This window comes from Streptomyces sp. HUAS 31 (assembly GCF_028198125.1).
Lineage (GTDB): Bacteria > Actinomycetota > Actinomycetes > Streptomycetales > Streptomycetaceae > Streptomyces > Streptomyces chartreusis.
The window spans coordinates 747560-772632 of record NZ_CP116353.1 but is presented as its reverse complement, the minus strand read 5'-3'; the positions used below and the strand labels follow the sequence as shown (position 1 = coordinate 772632).

The 25073-nt window shown below is 70.5% G+C and carries 20 protein-coding genes; 12 read left to right on the top strand and 8 right to left on the bottom strand.

The window, feature by feature from the left end; genetic code table 11:
- Nucleotides 1-375: 375 nt before the first annotated feature.
- Nucleotides 376-2793, bottom strand: a complete 2418-nt coding sequence (locus PGH47_RS03195; RefSeq protein ID WP_271662110.1) for a penicillin acylase family protein — start codon at nt 2791-2793, stop codon at nt 376-378.
- A gap of 112 nt (nt 2794-2905) precedes the next feature.
- Here PGH47_RS03195 and PGH47_RS03190 point away from each other — a divergent pair, with 112 nt between their 5' ends.
- Nucleotides 2906-4405, top strand: a complete 1500-nt coding sequence (locus PGH47_RS03190) for an acyl-CoA synthetase (RefSeq protein ID WP_271662109.1) — start codon at nt 2906-2908, stop codon at nt 4403-4405.
- Between the two features lie 68 nt (nt 4406-4473).
- On the opposite strand, the gene paaK is transcribed toward PGH47_RS03190, so the two are convergent.
- Nucleotides 4474-5769: a phenylacetate--CoA ligase PaaK gene (gene paaK, locus PGH47_RS03185; protein ID WP_271662108.1), complete on the bottom strand. Its 1296-nt coding sequence runs from the start codon at nt 5767-5769 to the stop codon at nt 4474-4476.
- Nucleotides 5770-5965: 196 nt separating this feature from the next.
- On the opposite strand from paaK, the gene PGH47_RS03180 reads away from it, so the two are divergent.
- From PGH47_RS03180 to PGH47_RS03170, 3 genes are all read left to right on the top strand, one after another.
- Nucleotides 5966-6820 (top strand): alpha/beta fold hydrolase, encoded by an 855-nt coding sequence (locus tag PGH47_RS03180; RefSeq protein ID WP_271662107.1) that lies wholly within the window; start codon nt 5966-5968, stop codon nt 6818-6820.
- A 79-nt stretch (nt 6821-6899) separates the two neighbouring features.
- A complete protein-coding gene (locus PGH47_RS03175) occupies nt 6900-7385 on the top strand; it encodes a cation:proton antiporter regulatory subunit (RefSeq protein WP_107909903.1) in 486 nt (161 codons plus the stop codon).
- A gap of 6 nt (nt 7386-7391) precedes the next feature.
- Entirely contained in the window at nt 7392-8681 is a 1290-nt protein-coding gene (locus tag PGH47_RS03170; RefSeq protein ID WP_271662106.1) for a cation:proton antiporter, read from the top strand.
- A gap of 104 nt (nt 8682-8785) precedes the next feature.
- Here PGH47_RS03170 and PGH47_RS03165 read toward each other — a convergent pair whose 3' ends face one another.
- The 5 genes from PGH47_RS03165 to PGH47_RS03145 form a co-directional block, all read right to left on the bottom strand.
- A complete protein-coding gene (locus PGH47_RS03165; protein WP_271662105.1) occupies nt 8786-9100 on the bottom strand; it encodes a hypothetical protein in 315 nt (104 codons plus the stop codon).
- On the bottom strand, nt 9097-9453 hold the full coding sequence (locus PGH47_RS03160) for an ArsR/SmtB family transcription factor (protein WP_271662104.1): 357 nt from the start codon (nt 9451-9453) through the stop codon (nt 9097-9099). The genes PGH47_RS03165 and PGH47_RS03160 overlap by 4 nt, the downstream gene beginning before the upstream one ends.
- A gap of 353 nt (nt 9454-9806) precedes the next feature.
- Nucleotides 9807-10265: a hypothetical protein gene (locus PGH47_RS03155; RefSeq protein WP_271662103.1), complete on the bottom strand. Its 459-nt coding sequence runs from the start codon at nt 10263-10265 to the stop codon at nt 9807-9809.
- Between the two features lie 148 nt (nt 10266-10413).
- Entirely contained in the window at nt 10414-12360 is a 1947-nt protein-coding gene (locus PGH47_RS03150; protein ID WP_271662102.1) for a sulfatase, read from the bottom strand.
- 117 nt (nt 12361-12477) lie between these two features.
- On the bottom strand, nt 12478-14148 hold the full coding sequence (locus PGH47_RS03145) for an acyl-CoA synthetase (protein ID WP_271662101.1): 1671 nt from the start codon (nt 14146-14148) through the stop codon (nt 12478-12480).
- A gap of 166 nt (nt 14149-14314) precedes the next feature.
- Between PGH47_RS03145 and PGH47_RS03140 the strand changes: the two genes are divergently transcribed.
- The 8 genes from PGH47_RS03140 to PGH47_RS03105 all read left to right on the top strand — a co-directional run bounded on the left by PGH47_RS03140 (nt 14315) and on the right by PGH47_RS03105 (nt 22949).
- The gene (locus PGH47_RS03140) at nt 14315-15115 is read left to right on the top strand and encodes a crotonase/enoyl-CoA hydratase family protein (RefSeq protein WP_126901712.1); all 801 of its coding nucleotides are present in this window, start codon (nt 14315-14317) and stop codon (nt 15113-15115) included.
- Nucleotides 15116-15234: 119 nt separating this feature from the next.
- Complete coding sequence (locus PGH47_RS03135; protein ID WP_271662100.1) at nt 15235-16194, top strand: Zn-ribbon domain-containing OB-fold protein; 960 nt, start codon at nt 15235-15237, stop codon at nt 16192-16194.
- The gene (locus PGH47_RS03130; RefSeq protein ID WP_271662099.1) at nt 16191-17240 is read left to right on the top strand and encodes a thiolase domain-containing protein; all 1050 of its coding nucleotides are present in this window, start codon (nt 16191-16193) and stop codon (nt 17238-17240) included. The genes PGH47_RS03135 and PGH47_RS03130 overlap by 4 nt, the downstream gene beginning before the upstream one ends.
- Complete coding sequence (locus tag PGH47_RS03125; RefSeq protein ID WP_271662098.1) at nt 17237-18403, top strand: thiolase domain-containing protein; 1167 nt, start codon at nt 17237-17239, stop codon at nt 18401-18403. The genes PGH47_RS03130 and PGH47_RS03125 overlap by 4 nt, the downstream gene beginning before the upstream one ends.
- 120 nt (nt 18404-18523) lie before the next feature.
- On the top strand, nt 18524-18769 hold the full coding sequence (locus PGH47_RS03120; RefSeq protein ID WP_030958393.1) for a DUF397 domain-containing protein: 246 nt from the start codon (nt 18524-18526) through the stop codon (nt 18767-18769).
- A gap of 196 nt (nt 18770-18965) precedes the next feature.
- Nucleotides 18966-19874 carry a universal stress protein gene (locus PGH47_RS03115; protein WP_271662097.1) on the top strand — a complete coding sequence of 303 codons (909 nt, stop codon included), beginning with the start codon at nt 18966-18968 and terminating at the stop codon, nt 19872-19874.
- 104 nt (nt 19875-19978) lie between these two features.
- Entirely contained in the window at nt 19979-20476 is a 498-nt protein-coding gene (locus PGH47_RS03110) for a hypothetical protein (RefSeq protein WP_030958688.1), read from the top strand.
- A gap of 238 nt (nt 20477-20714) precedes the next feature.
- Complete coding sequence (locus PGH47_RS03105) at nt 20715-22949, top strand: glycoside hydrolase family 95 protein (protein ID WP_271667967.1); 2235 nt, start codon at nt 20715-20717, stop codon at nt 22947-22949.
- Between the two features lie 22 nt (nt 22950-22971).
- Here the strand turns inward: PGH47_RS03105 and PGH47_RS03100 are convergent, their stop codons facing one another.
- Nucleotides 22972-24870 carry an N-acetylmuramoyl-L-alanine amidase gene (locus PGH47_RS03100; RefSeq protein WP_271662096.1) on the bottom strand — a complete coding sequence of 633 codons (1899 nt, stop codon included), beginning with the start codon at nt 24868-24870 and terminating at the stop codon, nt 22972-22974.
- Nucleotides 24871-25073 lie beyond the last annotated feature (203 nt).

The window sequence follows — 25073 nt, the reverse complement described above, 5'->3', positions numbered from 1 at the left end:
CGCACCTCGACCAGATCCCCGTGCGCGGGTAAGGAATTCAGAAAATCCAGCGGCCGCCGAAACAAAGCGATACCGTGGGATACGGTGGGGAATATGCCTGGCGCAACCCCCACCCTCCAGGCGTGTCCTGCTTCAGGCACGACGTGACTCATTGCAAGCCCCCTGTCTCAATTGCCACGTGAAAGTCGGTGAACGTTCCACCGTGTTGGCGCCTGAGACATGTCCTGCCCAGTTCAATCGGTTTTCGCCTTCGCGAATCCTTTCTGCAGGGGGGCGCACAGAAGCACAGAGAAGCAGAGAAACAATTCGCCTGGGTCACTCTTGTGGCGCCGAAATGCGGTCCCGCCCGTGGGAAGGGGCGGGACCGCATCCCTGTTACCTGCCTTCGCGCACCGACACCACCCTCAACTCGGGTGACGCCAGGATGTCCTTCTCACAGAACCGTGCGGTCACCCACTTCTCACCGGAGAACAACCGGGTCTGGTCGCTGAAGTGGGGCGAGTTCGGGTTCGAGGACTGCGAGTACGTCAGCAGCGTGCGGGCCACCGGGCAGCGGCTGCCGTCCCAGCCCACCGCCTGGATGTGGCTGGAGCCGGTCGTCACCTCCGTGTAGCCGCCCCGTGCCTGGTCCCACACCGGCTCGATCTTGTTCCACACGCCCATCCCCTCCGTGCCGCCGGGCACGGGGATGCGCTGACCGTTCCGTACGACGACCTGGTGCTCACCGAGACGGGAGTCGAGCGCGATGCCCGCGGCGCGGAGCTCGGCGACCGCGTCCGCGAGGGCCGTGGCGAAGCCGGGCGCACCGGTGTTGAGCGTGTTCGGCGTACGCACCGGGTCCGCCGCGGAGAACGGCACCTTCCACCGCTGGGCGGCCGGCACCTTCGCGGACAGCTTCCGCCAGAACCGGTCGAAGAGCAGGGCGCCCCGGCTGCCGGTGTCCATGGTGCGATCCCAGTGCGCGAGCACCGCACACGCCGCGGAGACGTCAACCGCCTTGCCGTCACTGCCCGTCGCCGTGCCACCCGGGAGTGCCACGCACGCCTTCGCGGTGTCCGCCACGGCCAGGTCGGCCGCCGGAACCCGGTTCCTGAACTCCTGGCGCTCCAGGTCCCGGACGGTCAGACCGCCCCGCTCCGCCATCGCCGCCACGTCCTCGATCGCACCGCGGGTGCGCAGTGAACGCTGGGTGCCGATGTTGCCGAAGATCCGCTCGTAACCGCTGAGCGGACGGTCGGCGTTGGCCAGCCACGCACTGTCGTTGGAGTTCTCCGCGTACGGCGCGTCCTTCAGCGTCGGCATGCGCGACGGCCCGAACGTCCCGCGCTGCACGGCGTCCGGATCGCTGCCGAGCGCACAGTCGCCGCGGGAGCCGTCGAGGACCGCCACGCCCGCCGCCGGGTAGGTGACCTTGCCCAGAGCGGTGGAGCACCGTGCCGCCAGGTCGTCGGTGATCCGGGGCAGCACCTGCGACTGCGTGTACAGGGAATGCCCCGAGGAGTCCGCGGCGATCGTGTTCACCCACGGCAGGCCCTGATGCCGCGCGAGCGACGCCAGCACATCGGCCGTGCCGCGCGCCTTGCTGAAGCCCAGCGACGTGTCGCCGAACCGCATGTTGGCCGCGTTGGGGTCGTTCAACGCGTACGCCGTGGTCGTCGTCCAGGACAGCGGGAGATCGCCCCCTTCGGAAGCCACGACGGGGCCGTACCGGGTCCACCACTGGGTACGGGTCACCGGTGCCGCGCCCTTGACCGCGACGGTGACAGTTCGTTTCTTCATCCGCTCCCGTTTGCCGTCGACCAGGTACACGGTTGGGGCGGCCGGATCGAGGGTGAGCTGGTGCAGGCTGAACGGAACACCGGTCGAGACGGTGTGGCTCCACGCCACACGGGAGTTGTAACCGATGGCGATGGTCGGCGACCCGAGCAGAGCCGCACCGGCGACGTCCAGCTCGCCGGGGATCGTCTGCTGCGCCTGCCAGAAGCGGCGCCCGCCGTGCCACGGGTAGTGCGGGTTGCCCAGCAGCAGACCGCGGCCGTTCGCCGTGGTGTCACCCTGGAACGCGACCGCGTTGGACCCCATGTTCGCGTCCGCGGTCCGCTCGCGCACGGCTCCGATCAGCGCCTGGGCGTCCGGTGCGGCCCCGCTGCTGCCGGCGGCGGACCCGGTGGGCGGCTCGGCGGCGGTGATGTCGTCCACGGAGCCGCCCTGACCGCCGAGCACGGCGATGGCGTAGAAGCGTGCGGCCACGTCCTGTGTGGTGATCGGCCGTACCCATGTGGCGCCCCTACATGTGGGGTCGGTGATCCGCTTCTGCGCGAGCCATGTGTTGTACCCGGCCGCGAAGCCCCGCATCAGGTCCTTGACCTGGCGACTGGGCCCGCGCGGCGCCGGTTCGGCGAGCAGCTTCTCCACCGTGCCGGTCTGGCGTACGCCCCGGAAGTACAGGTCACTGGAGAGGTTGCTGGTCGCCGACGAGAGCGCGGAGTCGGCCGCCGCGTCCGGTCCGAAGAAGCGCGAACGCTCGCCGCGCACGGTCACGAACCCGTCCGCGAGCGTGCACACCTGGTCGGCGGCCTGTGCCCAACCGGTGCCGAAGCCGAGTGACTTGTAGTCCCTGCCGACGATGTGCGGAATGCCGTACTCGGTGTAGCGGATCACGGCGGACATGCCGCCGTGCGAGGGATGTTCCTGACGACCGTGCCGTTCGGCCGCGGCGGCCGGCAGCGCCGCCGAGGCCATGAGCAGGGCTGCTGCCCCGGCGGCCAGTCGTCTCACGCGGGTGGTGCGCATCGTGCCTCCCAACGTCATTGAGGGAAGGAGCGGTTGAGCGTACCCACTGGTCTGTCCAACGTGCCCCCGGGGTGCTTGACCCGCCCGGGTGACGGACCGAGGATCATGAGTCATGACGCAGGGACAGGGCAGCACGGTTGACGGGGTGCTGCGGCGCAGCGCGCGGCGGACCCCGGCACGGACCGCGGTGGAGTACGCCGACCGCACATGGACGTACGAGGAACTCGACGAGGCGGTCTCCCGCGCGGCGAGCGTCCTGCTCGACCGGGGACTCGCTCCCGGCGACCGGGTGGGCGCCTACGGCCACAACTCGGACGCCTATCTGATCGCGTTCCTCGCCTGCGCCCGCGCGGGCCTCGTCCACGTCCCGGTCAACCAGAACCTGACCGGCGACGACCTCGCCTACATCGTCGGCCAGTCCGGCAGCTCCCTGGTCCTCGCCGACCCCGGCCTCGCCGGCCGGCTGCCCGGGGACGTCCGTACGCTGCCCCTGCGCGACGCCGACGACTCGCTCCTGGCGCGCCTCGAGTCGGCGCCCGTGTACGACGGGCCCGAGCCGCGCGCCGAGGACCTGGTCCAGCTCCTGTACACGTCCGGCACGACCGCCCTCCCGAAGGGCGCGATGATGACGCACCGCGCCCTGGTCCACGAGTACCTGAGCGCCATCACCGCCCTCGATCTCAGCGCGGGCGACCGCCCGGCGCACTCCCTGCCGCTCTACCACTCGGCGCAGATGCATGTGTTCCTGCTGCCGTACCTCGCGGTCGGCGCCACGAACGTCATCCTCGACGCGCCCGACGGCGACCGGCTCTTCGACCTGATCGAAGCCGGCCGCGTGGACAGCCTGTTCGCCCCGCCCACGGTGTGGATCGCCCTCGCCAACCGCCCCGACTTCGCCGAACGCGACCTCGGCGGCCTGCGCAAGGCGTACTACGGCGCGTCCATCATGCCCGTGCCCGTCCTGGAACGCCTGCGCGAACGGCTCCCGAGGCTCGGCTTCTACAACTGCTTCGGCCAGAGCGAGATCGGTCCCCTCGCCACCGTCCTCGCCCCCGACGAGCACAAGGGCCGCATGGACTCCTGCGGGCGGTCCGTGCTGTTCGTCGACGCGCGCGTGGTCGACGAGGACGGCAAGGACGTCCCCGACGGCACGCCCGGCGAGATCGTCTACCGCTCCCCGCAGCTGTGCGAGGGCTACTGGGACAAGCCCGAGGAGACCGCCGAGGCGTTCCGCGACGGCTGGTTCCGCTCCGGGGACCTCGCGGTGCGGGACGCGCACGGCTACTTCACCATCGTCGACCGGGTGAAGGACGTCATCAACTCCGGCGGCGTACTGGTCGCCTCACGACAGGTCGAGGACGCCCTGTACACCCACGAAGGCGTCGCCGAGGTCGCCGTGATCGGCCTGCCCGACGAGCGGTGGATCGAGGCCGTCACGGCGGTCGTCGTGCCGCGCGGGGAGGTGAGCGAGGCCGCACTCATCGACCACGCGCGCGAGAAGCTCGCCCACTTCAAGGCGCCGAAGCGGGTGGTGTTCGTGGACGAGCTGCCGCGCAACGCGAGCGGGAAGATCCTGAAGCGGGAGCTGCGGGACCGGTTCGCTGGCGAATAGGCGAATAGGCGAATAGGCGAATAGGTGAATAGGCGAATGGGCGAGTCGGCGAGTCGGCGGGCCGGCGGCTAGCGGGGCCGGAGATCCACGATCCGTCGGATCTTGCCCACCGACCGCTCCAGCGACTCGGGTTCGACGATCTCCACGGTGACCGAGACCCCGATGCCGTCCTTCACGGCCGCCGCGATGGACCGCGCGGCGGCGTCCCGGGTCTGCGGGGACGCGTCGGGGCGGGCCTCCGCCCGGACGGTGAGGGCGTCGAGGCGGCCCTCCCGGGTGAGCCGCAGCTGGAAGTGGGGCGCCACGCCCGGCGTGCGGAGCACGATCTCCTCGACCTGGGTGGGGAAGAGATTCACGCCGCGCAGGATGACCATGTCGTCACTGCGCCCGGTGATCTTCTCCATCCGCCGGAACACCCGGGCGGTCCCCGGCAGCAGCCGCGTCAGGTCCCGAGTGCGGTACCGGATGATCGGCATGGCCTCCTTGGTGAGCGAGGTGAACACCAGCTCGCCCTCCTCACCGTCCGGCAGCACCTCACCGGTGATCGGATCCACGATCTCCGGGAAGAAGTGGTCCTCCCACACATGGAGCCCGTCCTTGGTCTCCACACACTCCTGCGCCACACCGGGACCGATCACCTCGGACAGCCCGTATATGTCGACGGCGTCGATCGCGAAACGTTCCTCGATCTCGCTGCGCATCTGCTCGGTCCAGGGCTCGGCACCGAAGATGCCCACGCGCAGCGACGTTCCGCGCGGATCGACGCCCTGGCGCTCGAACTCGTCGAGCAGGGTGAGCATGTACGACGGCGTCACCATGATGATCTCGGGCCGCAGGTCCTGGATCAGCTGGACCTGGCGGGCCGTCATGCCGCCGGATGCGGGGATGACCGTACAGCCCAGTCGCTCGGCACCGTAGTGTGCGCCGAGACCACCGGTGAAGAGCCCATAGCCGTACGCCACATGCACCTTGTCCCCGGGACGTCCGCCCGCGGCCCTGATGGAGCGGGCCACCATGTCGGACCACAGGGAAAGGTCGCCATCGGTGTAGCCGACGACCGTGGGGCGGCCGGTGGTGCCGCTGGAGGCATGGAGGCGGCGGATACGGTCCTGGGGCACGGCGAACATCCCGTACGGGTAGTTCTCGCGCAGGTCGGCCTTGACCGTGAACGGGAAGCGCGCCAGGTCGGCGAGCGAGCGGCAGTCCTCCGGCCGTACGCCTGCCTTGTCGAAGGACTCCCGGTAGAAGGGCACGTTGTCGTAGGCGTGCCGCAGAGACTTCTGCAACCGCTCGAGCTGCAACGCGCGCAGCGCCTCCGGGGCGAGCCGTTCGCCCGAGTCCAGCAGGTCCGTCGCGTCCGCCATGAGGAGCTCTCCCTCGCCAACCGCATCAATCCGGACGACCGATCATTCGGTCTGCGTTGCTCAGGATCAGTAATTCAGGCGATGAATGATCAGGCAAGGGGGCGGGGCGCACTTTCTGCGCCCGGGGCCTGCGGTTATCCGTTGGTCCGTGGAGCCCCATTGCGCCTGCCGGCCGCCGCCGACCAAGATCGACGGTATGCCCACCTTCCATGCCTCCGACGGGACCGAGATCGCCTACCACCTACGGGGCGAGGGCGAACCGCTCGTCGTCCTGCCCGGCGGGCCCATGCGCGCCTCCGCCTACCTGGGCGACCTGGGTGGACTCTCCGCACACCGGCAGCTCGTGCTGCTCGACCTGCGCGGCACAGGGGACTCCGCGGTGCCGGCGGATCCGGCCACATACCGCTGCGATCGCCTGGTGGACGACGTGGAGATGTTGCGCCACCACATGGGGCTGGCCCACATGGATGTGCTCGGGCACTCGGCGGGCGGAAGTCTGGCCATGCTGTACGCCGCCCGGTATCCGGAGCGGGTGGCGAAGCTCACGCTCGTCACCGCGATCCCATGGGCGCTGGGGATGCCGGTCGCGGCGGAAGAGCGGCTGGCCGCTGCCGGATTGAGGGCGGATGAATCGTGGTTTATGGGTGTATTTCCGGCATTTGAGGCATGGCTTGCCGGGTCGGCCGGCTTCGACCCCGTGATCGCACCCTTCTTCTACGGGCGGTGGGACGAAGCGGCGCAGGAACACGACGCACGAGCCGAGTACGAGTTCAACGACGAGGCTGCCGGCATCTACGGCTCCGCCGGCGCCTACGACCCACCCGCGACCCGCTCCGAACTCGCCCGGTTCACCGCCCCGGTGCTCGTGCTCGCCGGTGAACTCGACGGCGGCCCATGCCCCGGGCTCGCCCGTCGTGCCGCTGAGGTCTTCCCGAACGGCGAGTTCGCCGTGCAGCCCGGTGCCGGGCACTATCCGTGGCTCGACGACGCGGACTGGTTCGTGCGGCGGGTCGCCGTGTTCCTGGGCGAGAGCGGGCGAAGGACGGGCTGAGTTCGGCTTTGGTGCCCTGTGGTCGTTAAAGTTTCGTCAAAGACTGCTGGAAGAGACACCTGACTGAGGGGGGACCGCTATGGGTGCTCCGCGCCTGAGCAGTACGCCATTGCCCGGCATCGGAGTCCGCTACGACCTCACCACACGTGAACAGCGCCGCTTGTCCGTGGTCGCCCACCGGGACGGATCGCGGACGCTGAGCGCGTACAGAAAGGACGATCCGGACGCCTGCGCGTTGTCGGTGCGGCTCAGCTCCGCCGAAGCGACCACGCTGATCGACGCGTTGATGCCCGCGCACCACAGCCCCAATCTGCTGTCCACCACCGAGCTGGGCCTCGTCGCCGAGCGCGTCGAGTTGTCCGCCACCTCGCACTGGAACGGACGGCTGCTCGGCGATACCCGGATGCGCACCGAGACGGGCGTGTCCATCGTGGCCGTGCTGCGCCGCGCCGAGGCCATCCCCTCACCGACGCCGGACTTCAGGTTGGCGGGTGGTGACACGCTGATTGTGATCGGGACCCGCGAGGGTGTGGATGCGGCCGCCGAGATACTCGGGCGGGAGTGAGCCGCGATGCACTCCTCCGCGGTTTTCCTCATAGAGTTCGGCGCGATCATCCTCGGCCTGGGCCTGCTCGGCCGGTTCGCCGGACGGTTCCAGTTCTCACCGATACCCCTCTACCTCCTTGCCGGACTCGCCTTCGGCGAGGGCGGACTGCTTCCGCTGGGCGCCAGCGAGGAGTTCGTCGCCATCGGTGCCGAGATCGGCGTGATCCTGCTGTTGCTGATGCTCGGTCTCGAGTACACGGCCAGCGACCTCGTCTCCAATCTCAAGACCCAGTACCCGGCCGGACTCGTCGACGCCGCGCTCAACGCGGTGCCGGGCGCTGTCATGGCGCTGCTGCTCGGCTGGGGCCCGGTGGCCGCGGTCGTACTGGCCGGCGTCACCTGGATCTCGTCCTCCGGTGTCATCGCGAAGGTCCTCGGCGACCTCGGGCGGCTCGGCAATCGAGAGACACCGGTCATCCTGAGCATCCTCGTCCTGGAGGACCTCTCCATGGCGGTCTATCTGCCGATCGTGACCGCCCTCCTGGCGGGCGCCGGCCTCGCGGCGGGCAGCGCCACCCTCGCCATCGCGCTCGGTGTCGCAGGGCTCGTGCTGCTGCTCGCGGTGCGCTACGGCCGGCACATCTCGCGCTTCGTCTCCAGCGACGACCCGGAGAAGCTGCTCCTGGTCGTGCTCGGCCTCACCCTGGTCGTGGCCGGACTCGCCCAGCAGCTCCAGGTGTCGGCCGCCGTCGGCGCGTTCCTCGTCGGCATCGCGCTGTCCGGCGAGGTGGCGGAAGGCGCGCACAACCTGCTGGCACCCCTGCGGGATCTGTTCGCCGCGGTGTTCTTCGTCTTCTTCGGTCTGCACACGGACCCGGCGAGCATCCCGCCGGTGCTGCTGCCCGCGCTCGCGCTGGCCCTCGTCACCGCGTGCACGAAGATCGCCACCGGATACTGGGCCGCCAAGCGCGCCGGAGTCTCGGCCAAGGGCCGCTGGCGGGCGGGTGGAACCCTGGTGGCTCGCGGTGAGTTCTCCATCGTCATCGCGGGACTCGCCGTCACCGCCGGCATCGAGCCGTCGCTCGGCCCGCTGGCCACCGCCTACGTTCTGATCCTGGTGATCGTGGGCCCGCTCACCGCCCGCTACACCGAACCGCTGGCGACCCGCGTCACGCGGTGGCGCACGGGCCGGGCAGCGGCGGCGGTCCCTGCCGCCCCCGAGGGCGGCGAAGCTCCGGCCGAGTCGGCTACGGACGCGGCCGCGGACCCGGCGTACGACGCGGTCGACGGCAGGGACGTGCTCGGCCGGTCCTGAGCGAATCCGCCGACGTCGATCACGTCGAGACGGGACCGAGCGCGTCCGCCCGGGTTCCTCACCACGGCCGGGAGTCGGCGTACTCCCGGCCGTGCGGTCGCCCGCTACTCGACCTCGCGCATCATCTTCTCCATCGAGCCGACCGAGAGCCGGGTCCGGGTGAGCTCGTCCAGGGTCTGCCGCTGTTCTTCGGCCGTGCGGCGCTGCAACACCACCGTGTCCTCCAGGAGCTGCGCGTACTTGGTCGCCAGCTGCTTGTACTGCTCCTCGCGGGCGGCCAGCATCCGGGCCCGCCAGGTGGCGGCGCCCTGCCAGACGATCACGATGAGCAGACTGAAAAATCCGGCCGCGCCCACGGCGCCGACCAGGACGCCCAGTTCGTCGGCTCCGGCGGCCAGCGTCACCACTTCCTCATTCACTTCGCTTCCTCTTTCGCGGTCCGGTCAGCGTCGGTCGCGGTGATCGTCGCGGCCGCCCGGGCTATGACGTGGGGCGTCAACTCGAAGAAGAAGGGGGTGACGTCGAAGTACTTCATCGCCTTGCCGTCCTCCGAGAGCTCGAGCGTGCCGACGACGAGTCCGGCGGCCTCCAGGCGCTGAAGATGCATGTGCAGCAGCGGGCGGCCCATGCCGATCTCACGAGCCAGCGCGCTGACGTAGTTACGGCTCTCCAAGAGCGCCGCGACGATCCGCATGCGGTGCGGATTGCCGAGCGCGGAGAGCACTTTCAGCAACTCGTCGCCCGTCGGTGCCGGAGGCGGGACCTCGGGCATCGCGGCCCCTTTCCGTCGTACCTGTCAGAAAACGCTGACAGTCGCTCCGAGGACCTGTCAAAGATTCCTGACACATATCAGGGCTGAGTCAGGGGGAGGTCCGGGAGAGGTCAGGGGGGAGGCCCGGGAAAACTCAGGGGCAGTTCGGGGATGGCCCCAGGGTGGCTCATGGGGCGGCCGGCTCGGGCGTGGCCCAGCGGGGTGGCTCAGCGGGGTGGCTCAGCGGGGTTGCTCATGTGGTGGCCGGCTCGTGGGATGGCCCAGGGGGTGGCCGGCTCAGGGAGTGGCCGACAGGGCGGCTCGGGCGCGGCCGTCGCACAGACCGGCGACCGGCCTGTCACCACGAGCGGTGATCAGCGATGGCGTCGACGCCTGACCACCACATAACCGGCGGCCAGCGCCAGCGCGCCGACGGCCAGGCCGGCGCCGAGCACCAGCTCGAAGTCCGCGGGCCCGGTGGCACCGCCCAGCCCGCCCCGGACGCCCTGCGTGGGGCGCGGCGAGCTCGTCGGGGGCGGGGTGAATGTGGGAAGCGGCGTGATCGTGGGAAGCGGCGAGACCGTGGGAAACGGTGAATCGATCGTGCTGCGGCGCGGCAGGACCTCGCAGGCGATGCCGTCGTCCCGGCCCTGGTCCTCGTCCAGACGATTGGGGTCGCGCGGGTCGCGGTTGAACTCCGCCTGCGCGTCCTCCTGGAAGACGAAGTCGCGGCAGTCCATGTCGCCCCGGGCGTGAGCCAGGTGCGACGCCGGGCCGGTGACGGCGAGAACGGTGATCGCGGTCGTGCATATCGCGTGGACGCGTCGCTTCACGGGCGTTGCCTCTCGGTCCTGCGGTCTCGACGACTGCCGATCGACAACCGTCAAGGCGACCGTAGGTACGCCACCGGCCCACGAGCGCGCGGTGCTAGGCCGTTCGAGCTCCTCCCGGGGTTCCTCGAACGGCCCAGCCGGCCGCCGCTCAGTCCCCTCGGGGCCCGTACGCGGTCATGAAGCGGTCCCGGAAGCGGTCCATGCCCCAGGTGGGGGCGTTCTCGGCGGGCTTCAGGCCGTCCGTCCAGTTCCAGTCGGCGATCTTGTCGAGGACCTTCGGGTCGCGGGCGACGATCGTCACGGGAACGTCCTTGCTGGTGCTGCCGGCGGTGACGGTGGGGACCGGCTGGTGGTCGCCGAGGAAGACGAGGACCGTGTCGTCGGTGCCGTACCGCTCGACCCACTCGGTGAGGCTGTGCAGCGAGTACTCGATGGCGTGACGGTACTCGGTGCGGACGCGCTCGGGGTCCTTCCAGACCTCCTTGGGGTCGGTGCCCTCCTTCTTGATCTGGTTGAAGATCGAGCCGTCGCCGAGTTCGTCCCAGTCGGTCATGCGGGCGATGGGGGACCAGGGGTTGTGGCTGGAGGCCAGGATGATCTCCGCCATGATCGGGTCGCGGTTCTTCTTGCCGTGCTCAAGACGCTGGAACGCCTCCAGGCTGAACTGGTCGGGCACGGGGGTCCAGCTGAAGTACGGGCCGTTGTATCCCAGGTGCTCGGAGTCGTAGATGTGGTCGAGCGCGAAGAACTTGCCCTCCGGCCAGGCCCGCCGCACGCCCGGCACGATGCCGACCGTCCGCCATGCGCCGGTCTTCCTGAAGTAGCTGCCCAGCGTCGCCCGGTCGCTGGTGGTCAGGCTGCGGTACCGCTGCTGGTTCTTGATCCAGAGGCCGGACAGGAACGTGGAGTGGGCGAGCCAGCTGCCCGCTCCCGTCACCGGCGACTTCAGCCACGCGCTGCGCGACTGGAACCCGGCCGCCTTGAGGGAGTTCGTCCCCTCCTTCAGCACCGAGTCGATCTCCGGCGCCATCGCAGGGTCGTCGATCGCGACGCGGCCGTAGCTCTCGATGAACGTGAACAGCACGTCCTTGCCGCGCAGCCCCGTCAGCAGCTGGTCCGGCGGCGTCTTCGCGAACGCGTCGACCGCGGCCTGCTTCTCGAAGACCCGCCCGTCCTTGAGGCCAGCCTGGACCTGCTCGATCCGGTTGTTCACGAAGTCGGCGTTGCCCTTGGTGGCCAGCGGGACCCCGCCGATCTGGATGCCCAGGGTCATGCAGGTGATCCACGCGGTGCCGAGGATCAGCGTCGTGCGCGTGGCGACGGCCCGATGGCCGACCATCAGGTTCGTCACCCGCACCGTCGCGAGCGTCATCAGGACGAGCACCGCGACGATCAGGACGATCACCCCGACCACCGCGAGCACCTGCCCGGTACGGCCGAAGGACTCCCGGACGAACTCCGCGGCGTCGTCCAGCAGGATCCAGTCCAGGACCAGGTCGAAGGGGCGGGCCAGCACCGAGTAGAAGCCCATGTCGACGAACTTCAGGACGGTGAGCAGACCCAGCAGCGCGCCCGCGGCCACCGACATCAGCCGCCGTGACCGAGGCGGCACCGCCAGCAGCAGGCCCGCGAGCAGGATCCCTTCGGCCGGCAGCCGGAAGAACGCCTCCGGGCCGAGCCGTTCGAGACGGTTCGGCACGAGGAGTGCGAAGAGCACGAGCACGCCGGCCAGTACGGTCGTGCCTATGGTCACGCCGCGTGCGGTACGGGGGTAGCGGCGCCGCCAGCCGAACCAGCCCGGCGGAGGGGAGTCGGAGCGCTCCGCAGGGTCGGCCGCTTCCTCTGTTCCGTCGGCCTTCTCGGTGCCCCCATCCCGCTCGCCGGCAACGGCCTCAGCCGTCCTGGCACCTTGACCCGAAGCCGAATCGGCACCGTGACCCGAAGCCGTCTCGGCACCTTCATCCGATTCCGTTCCGGCCGCTTCGGTTGCCCCGGACGCCTCTCCGGCCACCCCCGCCCCGCCCGTATCGTCCTCCGAATCCGCCCCGCCCTCAGCGGTGTCGAGCGGCTGACGGGAGCGAGTGAAGAGCGACACTCGGCGGTCCTTCCGTGCGGTCTTGCGATGGCATGGCAAACACCGGTCGATGACCGAGCCTGCCACCATCAGTACGTCCGCACGTCACCTTAGGTTCAACCGAACCCGCGGCGGGATTCACCCGTCCCCGGACACCGCCACCTCGCGCGCCCAGCGGTAGTCCGCCTTGCCGCTGGGGGAGCGGCGGATCGAGTCCGCGATCACCAGCTGGCGGGGGATCTTGTACCCCGCGAGATGGGAACGACAGTGCGTCTGGATGTCCGCCAGGGTCGGCCGCACCGCCCCCGTGCGCAACTGCACCACCGCCGCCACGTGGTGTCCCCACTTCGCGTCCGGCACTCCGGCCACCAGCGCGTCGTACACGTCGGGGTGGGACTTGAGCGCCTGCTCGACCTCCTCCGGGTACACCTTCTCGCCGCCGGTGTTGATGCACTGCGAGCCGCGTCCGAGCACGGTGACGATGCCGTCCTCGTCCACCGTGGCCATGTCACCGAGCAGCACCCACCGCTTGCCGTCCTTCCGGAAGAAGGTCTCGGCGGTCTTCCGGGGGTCGTTGTAGTAGCCGAGCGGCACATGGCCGCACTGGGCGACCCGGCCCACCTCGCCCGCGGCGACCGGCTCGTACGTGGCCGGATCGACCACCTGTGTACGGGAGTTGACCCGGATACGGAAGCCGCGCTCAGGCCCTGAGTCCTCGGTCGCCGTACCGTTGAAGCCGGACTCCGAGGAGCCGAAGTTGTTCAGGAGCATCACGTTCGGGACGAGCTCCTGGAACTGCCGGCGCACCGTGTCCGACATGATCGCCCCGGACGAGGACACGCTGAACATCGACGAGCAGTCCGTGCCCTTCATGGGCCCGTTCAGAGCGTCGACCAGCGGTCGCAGCATCGCGTCGCCGACCAGCGAGACGCTGGTGACCTTCTCCTTCTCGATCGTCCGCAGAACTTCCTCCGGCGCGTACTTGCGGTGGATCACGATGCGCTGGCCGAAGTTGAAGCCGATGAAGGCCGTCAGCGTGGACGTGCCGTGCATCAGCGGGGCGGTGGGGAAGAAGGTGATGCCGTCCCCGCCGGCCGCCACGCGCTCGGCGAGTTCCTCCGGCTTCTGCACCGGCTCACCCGTCGGCGCGCCGCCGCCCAGCCCCGAGAAGAACAGGTCCTCCTGGCGCCACATCACGCCCTTGGGCATGCCGGTCGTGCCGCCGGTGTAGATGATGAACTGGTCGTCCCCCGACCGTGCCGGGAACCCCCGCTCGGGCGACGCGGCGGCCTCGGCGTCCGCGAAGGCCACGGCCGGCACGACCGGTGCCTCGGCCGGCACGACCGGTGTCTCGGCCGCCACGACCGGTGCCTCGGCCGCACCCGGAGCCACGGTTCCCACCCGCACCAGGTGCCGCAGCCCGTCCACGCGGGGGAGCGCCGCCGCTACCAGGTCCGTGAACTCCGCCTCGAAGACCAGGGCCACCAGATCGGCGTCCCGGTAGAGGTACACCAACTCCTCTTCCACATAGCGGTAGTTGACGTTGACCGGGACGATCCGCGCCTTGAGGCAGCCCAGCACCGTCTGGAGGTACTCGATGCCGTTGTAGAGATGGAGCCCCAGATGCTCGCCGGGACGTATCCCGCTGTCGAGCAGATGGTGGGCGATCCGGTTGGCCGCCGCGTCCAGCTCCGCATAGGTGAGGCGGCGCTCCGCACCCGAGCCCGGATGATCCACGTACACGAGCGCCTCGCGGTCCGGGACCGCGTCGACGACCGACTCGAACAGGTCGGCAAGGTTGTACTCCACCGTTCCTCCTGCCCTGGCTCTCCACCGGCTGCCGGTCATCAGAGCAAAGCCCGGCACAACTGTGAAGGGTCCGCGCACAAGAAATCTGACTACCTGTCAGAAAACCCTTGAAGTGCCCCGGCGCCTCCTGCAACCTGTTCTCGTTCTTTCAGAGGGGAGACGGGCGATGAGTGGGACGGAACACCTCACCGTGCGGCGCGAAGGCGCCACACTGGTGCTCACGCTCAACAGGCCGGAGGCCAAGAACGCGCTCTCGTTGGCGATGCTCGTCGGTCTGTACGACGGCTGGCTGGAAGCCGACGCGGACGACACGATCCGCTCGGTCGTGTTCACGGGCGCGGGCGGCTCGTTCTGCGCGGGCATGGACCTCAAGGCCCTGGCAGGTCAAGGCATGGAGGGCGAGCGCCACCGGGACCGGCTCAAGGCCGACCCCGATCTGCACTGGAAGGCGATGCTGCGCCACCACCGCCCCCGCAAGCCGGTGATCGCCGCCGTCGAGGGGTACTGCGTCGCCGGCGGCACCGAGATGCTCCAGGGCACCGACATCCGCGTCGCGGGCGAGTCGGCGACCTTCGGGCTCTTCGAAGTGAAGCGCGGCCTGTTCCCGATCGGCGGCTCCACGGTCCGGCTGCAACGGCAGATCCCACGCACCCACGCCATGGAGATGCTGCTCACCGGACGCCCCTACAGCGCCCGTGAGGCCGCCGACATCGGCCTGATCGGGCATGTCGTCCCCGACGGCACGGCACTGGACAAGGCCCTGGAGATCGCCGAACAGATCAACGCCTGCGGTCCGCTGGCCGTCGAGGCCGTCAAGGCGTCCGTGTACGACACCGCCGAGATGACCGAGACCGACGGCCTCGCCGCCGAACTCAAGCGCGGCTGGCCGATCTTCGACACGGCCGACGCCAAGGAAGGCGCCCGCGCCTTCGCGGAGAAGCGGTCACCCGTCTACAAGCGCGCGTAGCGCTGCGCCGGCCCAGGCCGGTTGGAAGCGGCGGGCCGTATGTGGCTGGTCGCGCAGTTCCTCGCGCCCCTTTCGGGGCGCCCCTCTCGCACCCGACCTCCGAAGGAGGCACGCCCTCGATGCCCGAAGTCCTCAAGGCGCCGCTGACCGTCGAGTTCCCCTTCACCCGCTCCGTCGGACCGGTCCAGAGCGCCTTCCTCACCGGCCTGCGCGAACGCGTCGTGCTCGGGGTGCGCACCGGCGACGGACGCACACTCGTCCCGCCCGTCGAGTACGACCCCGTCACCGCCGAGGAGATCCGCGACCTGGTCGAGGTCGCCCCGACGGGCACCGTCACCACGTGGGCCTGGAACCACGCCCCACGCCGCGACCAGCCCCTCGACACCCCCTTCGCCTGGGTCCTGGTACGCCTCGACGGCGCCGACACCGCCCTCCTGCACGCCCTCGACGCCCCCGGGCCCGACGCCGTGCACACCGGCATGCGGGTCCGCGTCCGCTGGGCCGAGGAACGCTCCGGCGCCATCACCGACATCGCCTGCTTCGAGCCGTACGACGACAGCACCGAGGGTGCCGGGGACACTGCTGACCCCTCCGCCCACAGCGGCGAGTTCGCGGACCCGATCACCGGCATCGTCGCCCGCGCCAGGCTCGACTACACCTACTCACCCGGCCGCGCCCAGTCCGCCTACCTCGGTGCCCTGGCCGAACACCGCAACGTCGGCGAACGCTGCCCGTCCTGCCGCAAGGTGTACGTGCCGCCGAGGGGTGCCTGCCCCACATGTGGCCTCGCCACATCGGAACAGGTCGAAGTGGGTCCCCGGGGCACAGTCACCACGTTCTGCATCGTCAACATCAAGGCGAAGAACCTCGACATCGAAGTGCCGTACGTCTACGCCCACATAGCCCTCGACGGCGCCGGCCTGGCCCTGCACGCCCGGATCGGCGGCATCCCCTACGACCAGGTGCGGATGGGCCTGCGGGTCGAACCCGTGTGGACGGCGGACTCCCGCTTCCCCGATCACTACCGGCCCACGGGCGAGCCCGACGCGGACTACGACACCTACAGGGAGCTGCTGTGAACCGCGAGATCGCCGTCGTCGCCTTCGCGCAGACCGACCACCGGCGCACCAGCGAGGAGCTCTCCGAGGTGGAGATGCTCATGCCCGTCCTGCACGAGGTGCTGGCGCAGACCGGCCTGAAGACCGCCGACATCGGCTTCACCTGCTCCGGCTCCAGCGACTACCTCGCCGGGCGCGCCTTCTCCTTCACCCTCGCCCTCGACGGCGTGGGCGCCTGGCCCCCGATCTCCGAGTCGCACGTCGAGATGGACGGCGCCTGGGCGCTGTACGAGGCCTGGACCAAGCTGCTGACCGGGGACGCCGACACCGCGCTCGTCTACTCCTACGGCAAGTCCTCCCCCGGCCCGCTGCGCGACGTCCTCACCCGCCAGCTCGACCCGTACTACGTCGCCCCGCTCTGGCCCGACTCCGTCGCCCTCGCCGCCCTCCAGGCCCAGGCCCTCATCGACGCCGGCGACACCGACGAACCCGCCCTCGCCGCGGTCGCCGCCCGCAGCCGGGCCGACGCCACCGCCAACTCCCATGCCCAGCTGCGCGGTTCGGTGCCGCACGGGGACTACCTCGTACGACCGCTGCGTACCGGCGACTGCCCGCCCATCGGCGACGGAGCCGCCGCCGTCATCCTCGCGGCGGGGGAGCGGGCCCGCGAGTTGTGCGATCGGCCCGCCTGGATCCGCGGCCTGGACCATCGCATCGAGGCCCACGCCCTGGGTGTGCGCGACCTCACCGACTCACCGTCCACCCGCCTGGCCGCCGAGAAGGCCGGCGTGTTCGAACGGCCCGTCGACACCGCCGAGTTGCACGCGCCGTTCACCGCGCAGGAGGTCGTCCTGCGCAAGGCGCTGCGCCTCGGCGACGGCGTGCGCGTCAACCCGTCCGGCGGGGCGCTCGCCGCCAACCCCGTCATGGCGGCCGGCCTCATCCGCATCGGCGAGGCCGCCGCCGGCATCCACCGGGGCGAGTCCGACCGGGCGCTCGCACACGCCACGTCCGGCCCCTGTCTGCAACAGAACCTGGTCGCCGTACTCGAAGGGGATCCGCGATGAGCAAGGAGCCCGTGGCCGTCATAGGCATCGGACAGACCAAGCACGTCGCCGCACGCCGGGACGTGTCGATCGCCGGGCTCGTCCGGGAGGCGGCCCGCAGCGCACTCGACGACGCCGAGCTGAGCTGGGCGGACATCGACGCCGTGGTCATCGGCAAGGCGCCCGACTTCTTCGAGGGCGTGATGATGCCGGAGCTGTACCTCGCCGACGCCCTCGGCGCGGTCGGCAAGCCCATGCTCCGCGTCCACACGGCAGGCTCGGTCGGCGGATCGACGGCACTCGTCGCCGCCAACCTGGTCGCCGCCCGCGTCCACGGCACCGTGCTGACGCTGGCCTTCGAGAAACAGTCCGAGTCCAACGCCATGTGGGGACTGTCCCTGCCCATCCCCTTCCAGCAGCCGCTGCTGGCCGGGGCCGGCGGGTTCTTCGCCCCGCACGTGCGCGCCTACATGCGGCGCAGCGGCGCGCCCGACACGATCGGCTCGCTGGTCGCGTACAAGGACCGGCGCAACGCGCTGAAGAACCCGTACGCCCATCTGCACGAGCACGACATCACCCTGGAGAAGGTCCAGGCGTCCCCCATGCTGTGGGACCCCATCCGCTACTCGGAGACCTGCCCCTCCTCCGACGGGGCCTGCGCGATGGTCCTCACCGACCGGGCCGGAGCCGCCCGCGCGCCCCGGCCGCCCGCGTGGATGCTCGGCGGCGCGATGCGCAGCGAGCCCACCCTCTTCGCCGGCAAGGACGCCGTGTCTCCGCAGGCCGGCAAGGACTGCGCGGCCGACGTGTACCGCCAGGCGGGCATCGCCGACCCGCGCCGGGACATCGACGCCGTCGAGATGTACGTGCCGTTCTCCTGGTACGAGCCCATGTGGCTGGAGAACCTCGGCTTCGCCGCCGAGGGCGAGGGCTGGAAGCTCACCGAGGCCGGGGTGACCGAGCTGGACGGCGATCTGCCCGTCAACATGTCGGGCGGCGTCCTTTCGACCAACCCCATCGGGGCCTCCGGCATGATCCGCTTCGCCGAAGCCGCCCTCCAGGTGCGCGGCCAGGCCGGGGAACACCAGGTGGAAGGGGCACGCAGGGCGCTCGGGCACGCCTACGGCGGAGGGTCGCAGTTCTTCGCGATGTGGCTCGTGGGCGCCGAGCCCCCGGACGCCTGAGCGAGCTCCCGGACGTCCGCGGAGAGGCCTCCGCAAAGGTCCCCCTCACGTGGCCTGTTGGCACCCGGGACCGATCGCTAGGCTGACCCGCGGACGACGCGAATCGGGAGGAGCACGGACGTGGCCGAGAGCACCACCATCCAGCAGCAGCCGTTCACGGGCTGGGACAAGCCGGAACTGGACCTCAGCACCGCCGACTGGCACTCGAGCAGCCGTGGCCTGGGGGATGTCCAGATCGCCTTTGTGGAGGGGTTCATCGCGATGCGCAACAGCGGCCGCCCGGAGAGCCCTTCCCTGATCTTCACACCCGCCGAGTGGGGCGCGTTCGTGTCGGGCGCGCGTGAGGGCGAGTTCGACCTGACCTGACGCGGCGGTGCCGCGAGAGGACCGTGGCGGGATGAGCCGGCGGGCGGTGGCCCCGCACGCCGGCCGCCTTCGGGCCGATCCGGGGGTGTTCCTGCCGTTTTCCCGGACACGCGACCTTGAGAACCCCTGCGGGGCCCACGCCTGAGTCAGGCTGGACCCGGAACCAGGAAGGTCGTACTCCGGAGGCGAGGAATCCATGAGCACCATGCCGGTCGTCGCGGCGGTCGACGGTTCTGACGACAGTCTCGTCGCGCTGGACTGGGCCTTCGAGACCGCACTGCTGCGCGAGGCACCGCTGCGGCTGGTCCACGTGCAGCAGTACGCCGCCTGGGACGGGCCCGGGCCCATGCCGTCCGGGCAGCCGTCCTCCGAGAACGACCCGGTGCTCGACCGGGTGCGCCGGTATCTGGAGGGGCGCGTCGAGCGGCCCGCCACGGAGTACGCGGCCCTCGCGGGAGCGGCCGGCACGGTGCTGCCCGAACTGGGCTCGACCGCCCAGCTGCTGGTCCTGGGCAGCCGGGGCCGCGGCGGCTTCGCCGGCTTGCTGCTCGGCTCCAGCGGGATGATCACCGCGCGGGACGCCGAGTGCCCGGTCGTCGTGGTGCCGAAGCCGGGCCGGAAAGTGGACGACGCCGCGCTGCCGCTCGAGCCGGGTCCGCGGGTCGTCGTCGGACTCCAGGTCGACAGTCCGGACGAGGCCACGCTGGCCTTCGCCTTCGCCGAGGCGGCCCGGCGCGGAGCCCGCGTCCAGGCCGTCGCCGCCTACGCCTGGCCACTGCACCTGTGGTCCGCGGTCGCCGCGGAGGTCGTGCCGCCGCTGGCCGACCAGGATGCCGTCGAGGCTGAGACCCGCACCCTCGCCGAGGGCCTCCTCGCCGCGCATCGCGAACGCCACCCGGACGTCCGCGCCGAGTCCTACGCGGTCCCGGGCGACGCGGCAGGTCACCTCGTCGCCGCCTCCGGGGACGCCGCCCTCGTCGTCGTGGGCCGCCACCGGCGCCGCCTTCTGGCGCCCGCCCGCATGATGGGCTCGGTGACCCAGGCGGTCCTGCTCCACGCCGCCGCCCCGGTGGCGGTGGTACCCCCCGCGCCGGCGGAGGAGTAGGGGGACATGCAGCGGCCAACTCCCGCTGGTCGAAGTACCGGGGCGCACGTCTCCAACGGCTGCCCTCACGTCATGGAACGGGTTCGGCCACGTACCATGGCGACATGTCGTTCCTCCGCCGCCGCAGCGCCACGCCCGCCGGGCCCGACTTCGACGTACTGGCCATGGACCCGGGCGACTGGCCCGGCAACCTGGGCGCCGGGCTGCTGCCCGCCCCCGACGGCAGCTGCCAGGGCGTCTTCCTGCGTTACGACCTCTTCGGCGGCCGCGGTCCGGCGATGATCATCGGCAATCTGCCCGAGGGCTCCCCGGCCCGCGAGGTGGAGCAGGACGAGATCCCGTTCGAGGTCGCGCAGCTGCTGCTGGCGCTGGAGAACGAAGAGGAGGTCACCGTCGTCGGCAGCGAGGACGTGCCGGTGATGCAGGGCGACAACCTCCTGATCGTGCGGCGCCTCAAGCTCTCCGAGAGCCGGATCTCCTGCGTGCAGTTCGACCGCAGCGACAATGTGCTCGTCACCATCGCGGCCTGGGACCGCCCCATCACCGACGACCTGTACGCCCTGCTCAAGCCGCTGCCCGCGGAGCTCTTCCAGCAGGGCTGAATCGTCTCCCCTCGCCTCCCCGGCCGGACCGGCCCCTGTTTGACTTTGTCATGACCCTTGCCGCTGAGTCATCGGATCTCTAGCGTCAGGGGTCATGTCGTATGAGCCGCAAGGGATCACCCGAAGAACGACTCTGAAGGCAGCAGCGGTGGTCGGAGGAGCCGGAGGGCTCGCTCTGGGAGCAGGAGTCGGAGAGGCCAGTGCCGCCGATTCCTCCGATGTGTCGAGCGTGCCGTCCGTGCTCTGGTACGCCGCCCCGGCCGCCGACTGGGAGCGCGAGGCGCTACCCATCGGCAACGGTGCACTCGGTGCCATGGTGTTCGGCACCCTCGCCTCCGAACACCTCCAGTTCAACGAGAAGACCCTGTGGACCGGCGGCCCCGGCTCCGCCCAGGGCTACGACCACGGCAACTGGCGCGCGCCCCGACCCGGCGCGATCACCGCCGTACAGGACGACCTCGACACGGGGACCACCCTCGACCCCGAGTCCGCCGCCGACCGCCTCGGCCAGCCACGGGTCGGCTACGGCGCCCACCAGACCTTCGGCGACCTCCACCTCGACCTGCCCGCCGCACCGGCCACGCCCCCGCCGGACTACCGCAGAGAACTCGACCTCGACAACGCGATCGCCTCCGTCTCCTACACCCACCAAGGCGTGCGCCACCAAAGGGAGTTCTTCGCGTCCTACCCCGATGGCGTGATCGTGGGAAGGCTCGGCGCCGACCGTCCCGGCAGTGTCACCTTCACGTTGCGCCACACCTCGCCCCGCACCGACTTCACCGCCACCGCCGCCGACGGGACCCTGACCGTGCGGGGCGCCCTCGCCGACAACGGGCTGCGCTTCGAGGCACAGGTCCGGGTGTACGCCGAGGGCGGCACCGTGACCTCCGGGGCGGGCGGCACCCTCACCGTGACCGGCGCCGACAGCGCCTGGTTCGTCCTGGCCGCGGGTACGGACTACGCCGACACCTACCCCGACTACCGCGGCCCGGACCCGCACGCCGCCGTCGCCCGAGCCGTGCGACGCGCGGGCCGGAACCACCAGAACCTGCTCGACCGGCACGTCCGCGACCACCGCGCCCTCTTCGCCCGAGTCGCCCTCGACATCGGCCAGTCGCTCCCCGCCGACCTTCCCACGGACCGGCTGCTGTCCACGTACACCGGGGGCACGAGCGCGACGGACCGTGCCCTGGAAGCCCTGTACTTCCAGTACGGCCGCTACCTGCTCATCGCCTCCTCACGCCCCGGTTCCCTGCCCGCCAACCTCCAGGGCTTCTGGAACAACAGCACCACACCCCCGTGGTCGGCCGACTACCACGTCAACATCAACCTCCAGATGAACTACTGGCCCGCCGAGGCCGCGAACCTCGCCGAGACGACGGCGCCCTACGACCGCTTCGTCGAGGCCCTGCGCGCACCCGGACGCCGCAGCGCACAGGAGATGTTCGGCTCGCGCGGCTGGGTCGTGCACAACGAGACCAACCCGTACGGCTTCACCGGCGTGCACGACTGGGCGACCTCGTTCTGGTTCCCCGAGGCGGCCGCCTGGCTCACCCAGCAGATGTACGAGCACTACAGATTCGGCGGCTCCACCGACTACCTGCGCTCCACCGCGTACCCGGTGATGAAGGAGGCCGCCGAGTTCTGGCTCGACAACCTGCGCACCGACCCGCGCGACGGCACCCTCGTCGTCACCCCCAGCTACTCACCCGAGCACGGCGACTTCACGGCCGGCGCCGCCATGTCGCAGCAGATCGTCCACGACCTGTTCACCAGCACCCTCGAAGCCGCCCGCACCCTGGGCGACACGCCCGACTTCCGGCGCCGTGTCGAGGACGCCCTGAAACGGCTCGACCCCGGTCTGCGGATCGGCTCCTGGGGTCAACTCCAAGAGTGGAAACAGGACTTGGACGACCCCGCCGACACCCATCGGCATGTCTCGCACCTGTTCGCCCTCCACCCAGGGCGGCAGATCCAACCCGGCAGCGCATGGGCACGGGCCGCCGAGGTCTCCCTGACCGCACGCGGGGACGGCGGCACCGGCTGGTCCAAGGCCTGGAAGATCAACTTCTGGGCGCGGCTGCGCGACGGCGACCACGCCCACACCATGCTCGGCGAACAGCTCAAGTCCTCGACCCTGCCCAACCTCTGGGACACCCACCCGCCGTTCCAGATCGACGGCAACTTCGGCGCCACGTCCGGTGTCGTGGAGATGCTGCTCCAGAGCCAGCACGACATCATCGAGGTGCTCCCCGCACTGCCCACCGCCTGGCCGTCCGGCTCGGTGCGCGGTCTGCGCGCCCGCGGCGGCGCCACCCTCGACGTCGAGTGGACCGACGGCCGGGCGACCCGCATCGCCCTGAAGGCGTCCCGAACCCGTGAACTCACCGTCCGCAGCGACCTGTTCGGGACCGGACAGCACTCCTTCAGGGCGGTGGCGGGGCGGCACTACACCTGGGAAAGGCAGGACTGACGCCCGCCACAGGACCGATCCGCTAGGAACCCGAAGCCACGAGGTCCACATCCGCAGCCCGCACGAACGCCACCCGGTGGCCGTACTGGATCTCGTAGTACAGGTCCTTGCCGACCACCACCCGGTGCGAAGCCTGGTCGAAGTCCACCGCGTAGAAGTACTCGCCCGGCACCTTGCCGCCCACCGCGTACCGCTGGCCGGCCGGCAAGGTGTACGGCAACGGCGACACCGACTGCACGGGCACGTCCGCCGGATAGGCCGAGGACTCGGGATAGGCGCGTCCGTACACCGGGACACTCGCCATGCCGTCCTTCGGTGTCACCACGTCACCGGACGCGTTCACCGCGGCCGGACTCTCCTTCGTGTTCTTGAACCACGCCTTCTGGCCCAGGTACCAGATCGCCGTCCAGCCACCCTCCTGGCCGGCGACCGCGTACTGCTGCCCGGTCGACACCCGGGAGGACAGGTCGTTGACGCCCTTGGTCGGGGTCGAGCCCAGCCCGGGGTCCTTGATCAGGGGATACGTCTCACCGGGCCCGGAGTACAGCCGCACCGCGCTCGAACCGTGGTCCGCGCAGGCCTGACCTGCGGTCACACAGCCGGTGTACTCGGGCCGGTTGGCCGCGTAGTCGGGGCGGATCGTCACCAGTCCGCCGTTCGGGCCGGCGCTCGGCTCGATGGGCCGGCCGAGCAGCTCGAAGTAGTGCCGCCAGTCCCAGTACGGGCCCGGGTCGGTGTGCATGCCCCTGACGTTCGCCGCCGTCGGGCCCGGCACCGTGTCGTGGCCGAGGATGTGCTGCCGGTCCAGCGGGATGTCGTACTGCTTGGCGAGATACGCCACCAGGCGGGCCGAGGACCGGTACATCGCCTCCGTGTACCAGGCGTCCGGCCGCGCGAGGAAACCCTCGTGCTCCAGACCGATCGACTTCGAGTTGACGTACCAGTTGCCCGCGTGCCAGGCCACATCCTTCGCCTTCACATGCTGGGCGATGTGGCCGTCCGTGGAGCGCAATGTGTATTGCCACGACACATAGGTGGGGTCCTGCACCATGGTGAGGACACCCTCCCAGGCGCCCTCCGTGTCATGGACGACGATGTAGTCGATGTCCTGCGTCGTCGGACGACCGCCCATGTCGTGGTTGCCGTAGTCACCGTCGCCGAACTCCTCGTACGGCGCCGGGATCCACTCGCACGACACCGTGGGCGGGCACTCGGTCTCCCCGGCCTTGAGCGTGCGAAGGCCGGCCCGGCGCAGCTGCCCGGTGTCGGGGGACAGGCCCGGCTGCGCGGCCAGTGCCACCAACTGGCCCCCGTCCGTCTCACGCTCCTGGCCGGCGCGCAGCACGGCGTAGACATCGTTCGCGTACGCCGCCGCCGTCGCGGTGTCGTCGGCACCGGAGAAGCGGGCCACCGCCGCATACCAGTCCGCCGGATCCGAGCTCAGCGGCTCGCCGAGCTCCTTCTGCGCGGCGGCGAGCAGCGCGGCACCGCCGGCCACATTGGCGGCCGGGTCCGTACGCAGCCGCTCCCGGCTCAGCCCGGTCAGCTCGGCCGCCCTGGGCAGCGTCCTGAGGCGGGCCGGGATCTCGGAGCTCTTCGGCAGCTTCGCCTTCGGGGCCAGCGCCTTGCGGGCACCGTCGCCGCGCGCGTCCTCCGCGCCGTCGCCGTGATGCGATCCGGACTCGGCGAGCGCGGTCCGGGCGTCGGTGAGATGCATCGGGCCGTATCCGCCGGTCACGCTGGGCGCTCCGGCATGCGCGTCCCAACGGGACTGGAGGTAGGAGACGCCGAGCAGGACGCTCTGCGGTACGTGGTACCGGGCGGCGGCGGAGGTGAAGGCCGACTGGAGGCCGTGCTCCGAGCCCTGTGAGTCGGACGGGGCCGCGCCGATCAAGGGGAACAGCAGTGTCGCAGCGGCCAAGGCGGTGACGGATCCACGCAATGCAGCCTCCTGGGACGGTCGGGCGCGATGAGCCGTGCGGGGCCGGGCGTGGGTCTGTGGTACCGGCTGTCCGACGATCCGTCAATCATGCCAAGAGCTGCGTGAATTCCCTTGTCAAGCGGGATTCCCGGGAGTTTCGTGCCGCCGGCCCCCTGGCCTGCGGGGCGTCAGAGGCGTACCCC

Coding starts and splice junctions, on each gene's coding strand:
- PGH47_RS03110 (WP_030958688.1), top strand. CDS start 19,979: ATGTCGTTCCTCCGCCGCCGCAGCGCCACGCCCGCCGGGCCCGACTTC.
- paaK (WP_271662108.1), bottom strand. CDS start 5,769: ATGGCGGACGCGACGGACCTGCTGGACTCGGGCGAACGGCTCGCCCCG.
- PGH47_RS03175 (WP_107909903.1), top strand. CDS start 6,900: ATGGGTGCTCCGCGCCTGAGCAGTACGCCATTGCCCGGCATCGGAGTC.
- PGH47_RS03140 (WP_126901712.1), top strand. CDS start 14,315: ATGAGTGGGACGGAACACCTCACCGTGCGGCGCGAAGGCGCCACACTG.
- PGH47_RS03170 (WP_271662106.1), top strand. CDS start 7,392: ATGCACTCCTCCGCGGTTTTCCTCATAGAGTTCGGCGCGATCATCCTC.
- PGH47_RS03160 (WP_271662104.1), bottom strand. CDS start 9,453: ATGCCCGAGGTCCCGCCTCCGGCACCGACGGGCGACGAGTTGCTGAAA.
- PGH47_RS03195 (WP_271662110.1), bottom strand. CDS start 2,793: ATGCGCACCACCCGCGTGAGACGACTGGCCGCCGGGGCAGCAGCCCTG.
- PGH47_RS03180 (WP_271662107.1), top strand. CDS start 5,966: ATGCCCACCTTCCATGCCTCCGACGGGACCGAGATCGCCTACCACCTA.
- PGH47_RS03115 (WP_271662097.1), top strand. CDS start 18,966: ATGAGCACCATGCCGGTCGTCGCGGCGGTCGACGGTTCTGACGACAGT.
- PGH47_RS03190 (WP_271662109.1), top strand. CDS start 2,906: ATGACGCAGGGACAGGGCAGCACGGTTGACGGGGTGCTGCGGCGCAGC.
- PGH47_RS03135 (WP_271662100.1), top strand. CDS start 15,235: ATGCCCGAAGTCCTCAAGGCGCCGCTGACCGTCGAGTTCCCCTTCACC.
- PGH47_RS03125 (WP_271662098.1), top strand. CDS start 17,237: ATGAGCAAGGAGCCCGTGGCCGTCATAGGCATCGGACAGACCAAGCAC.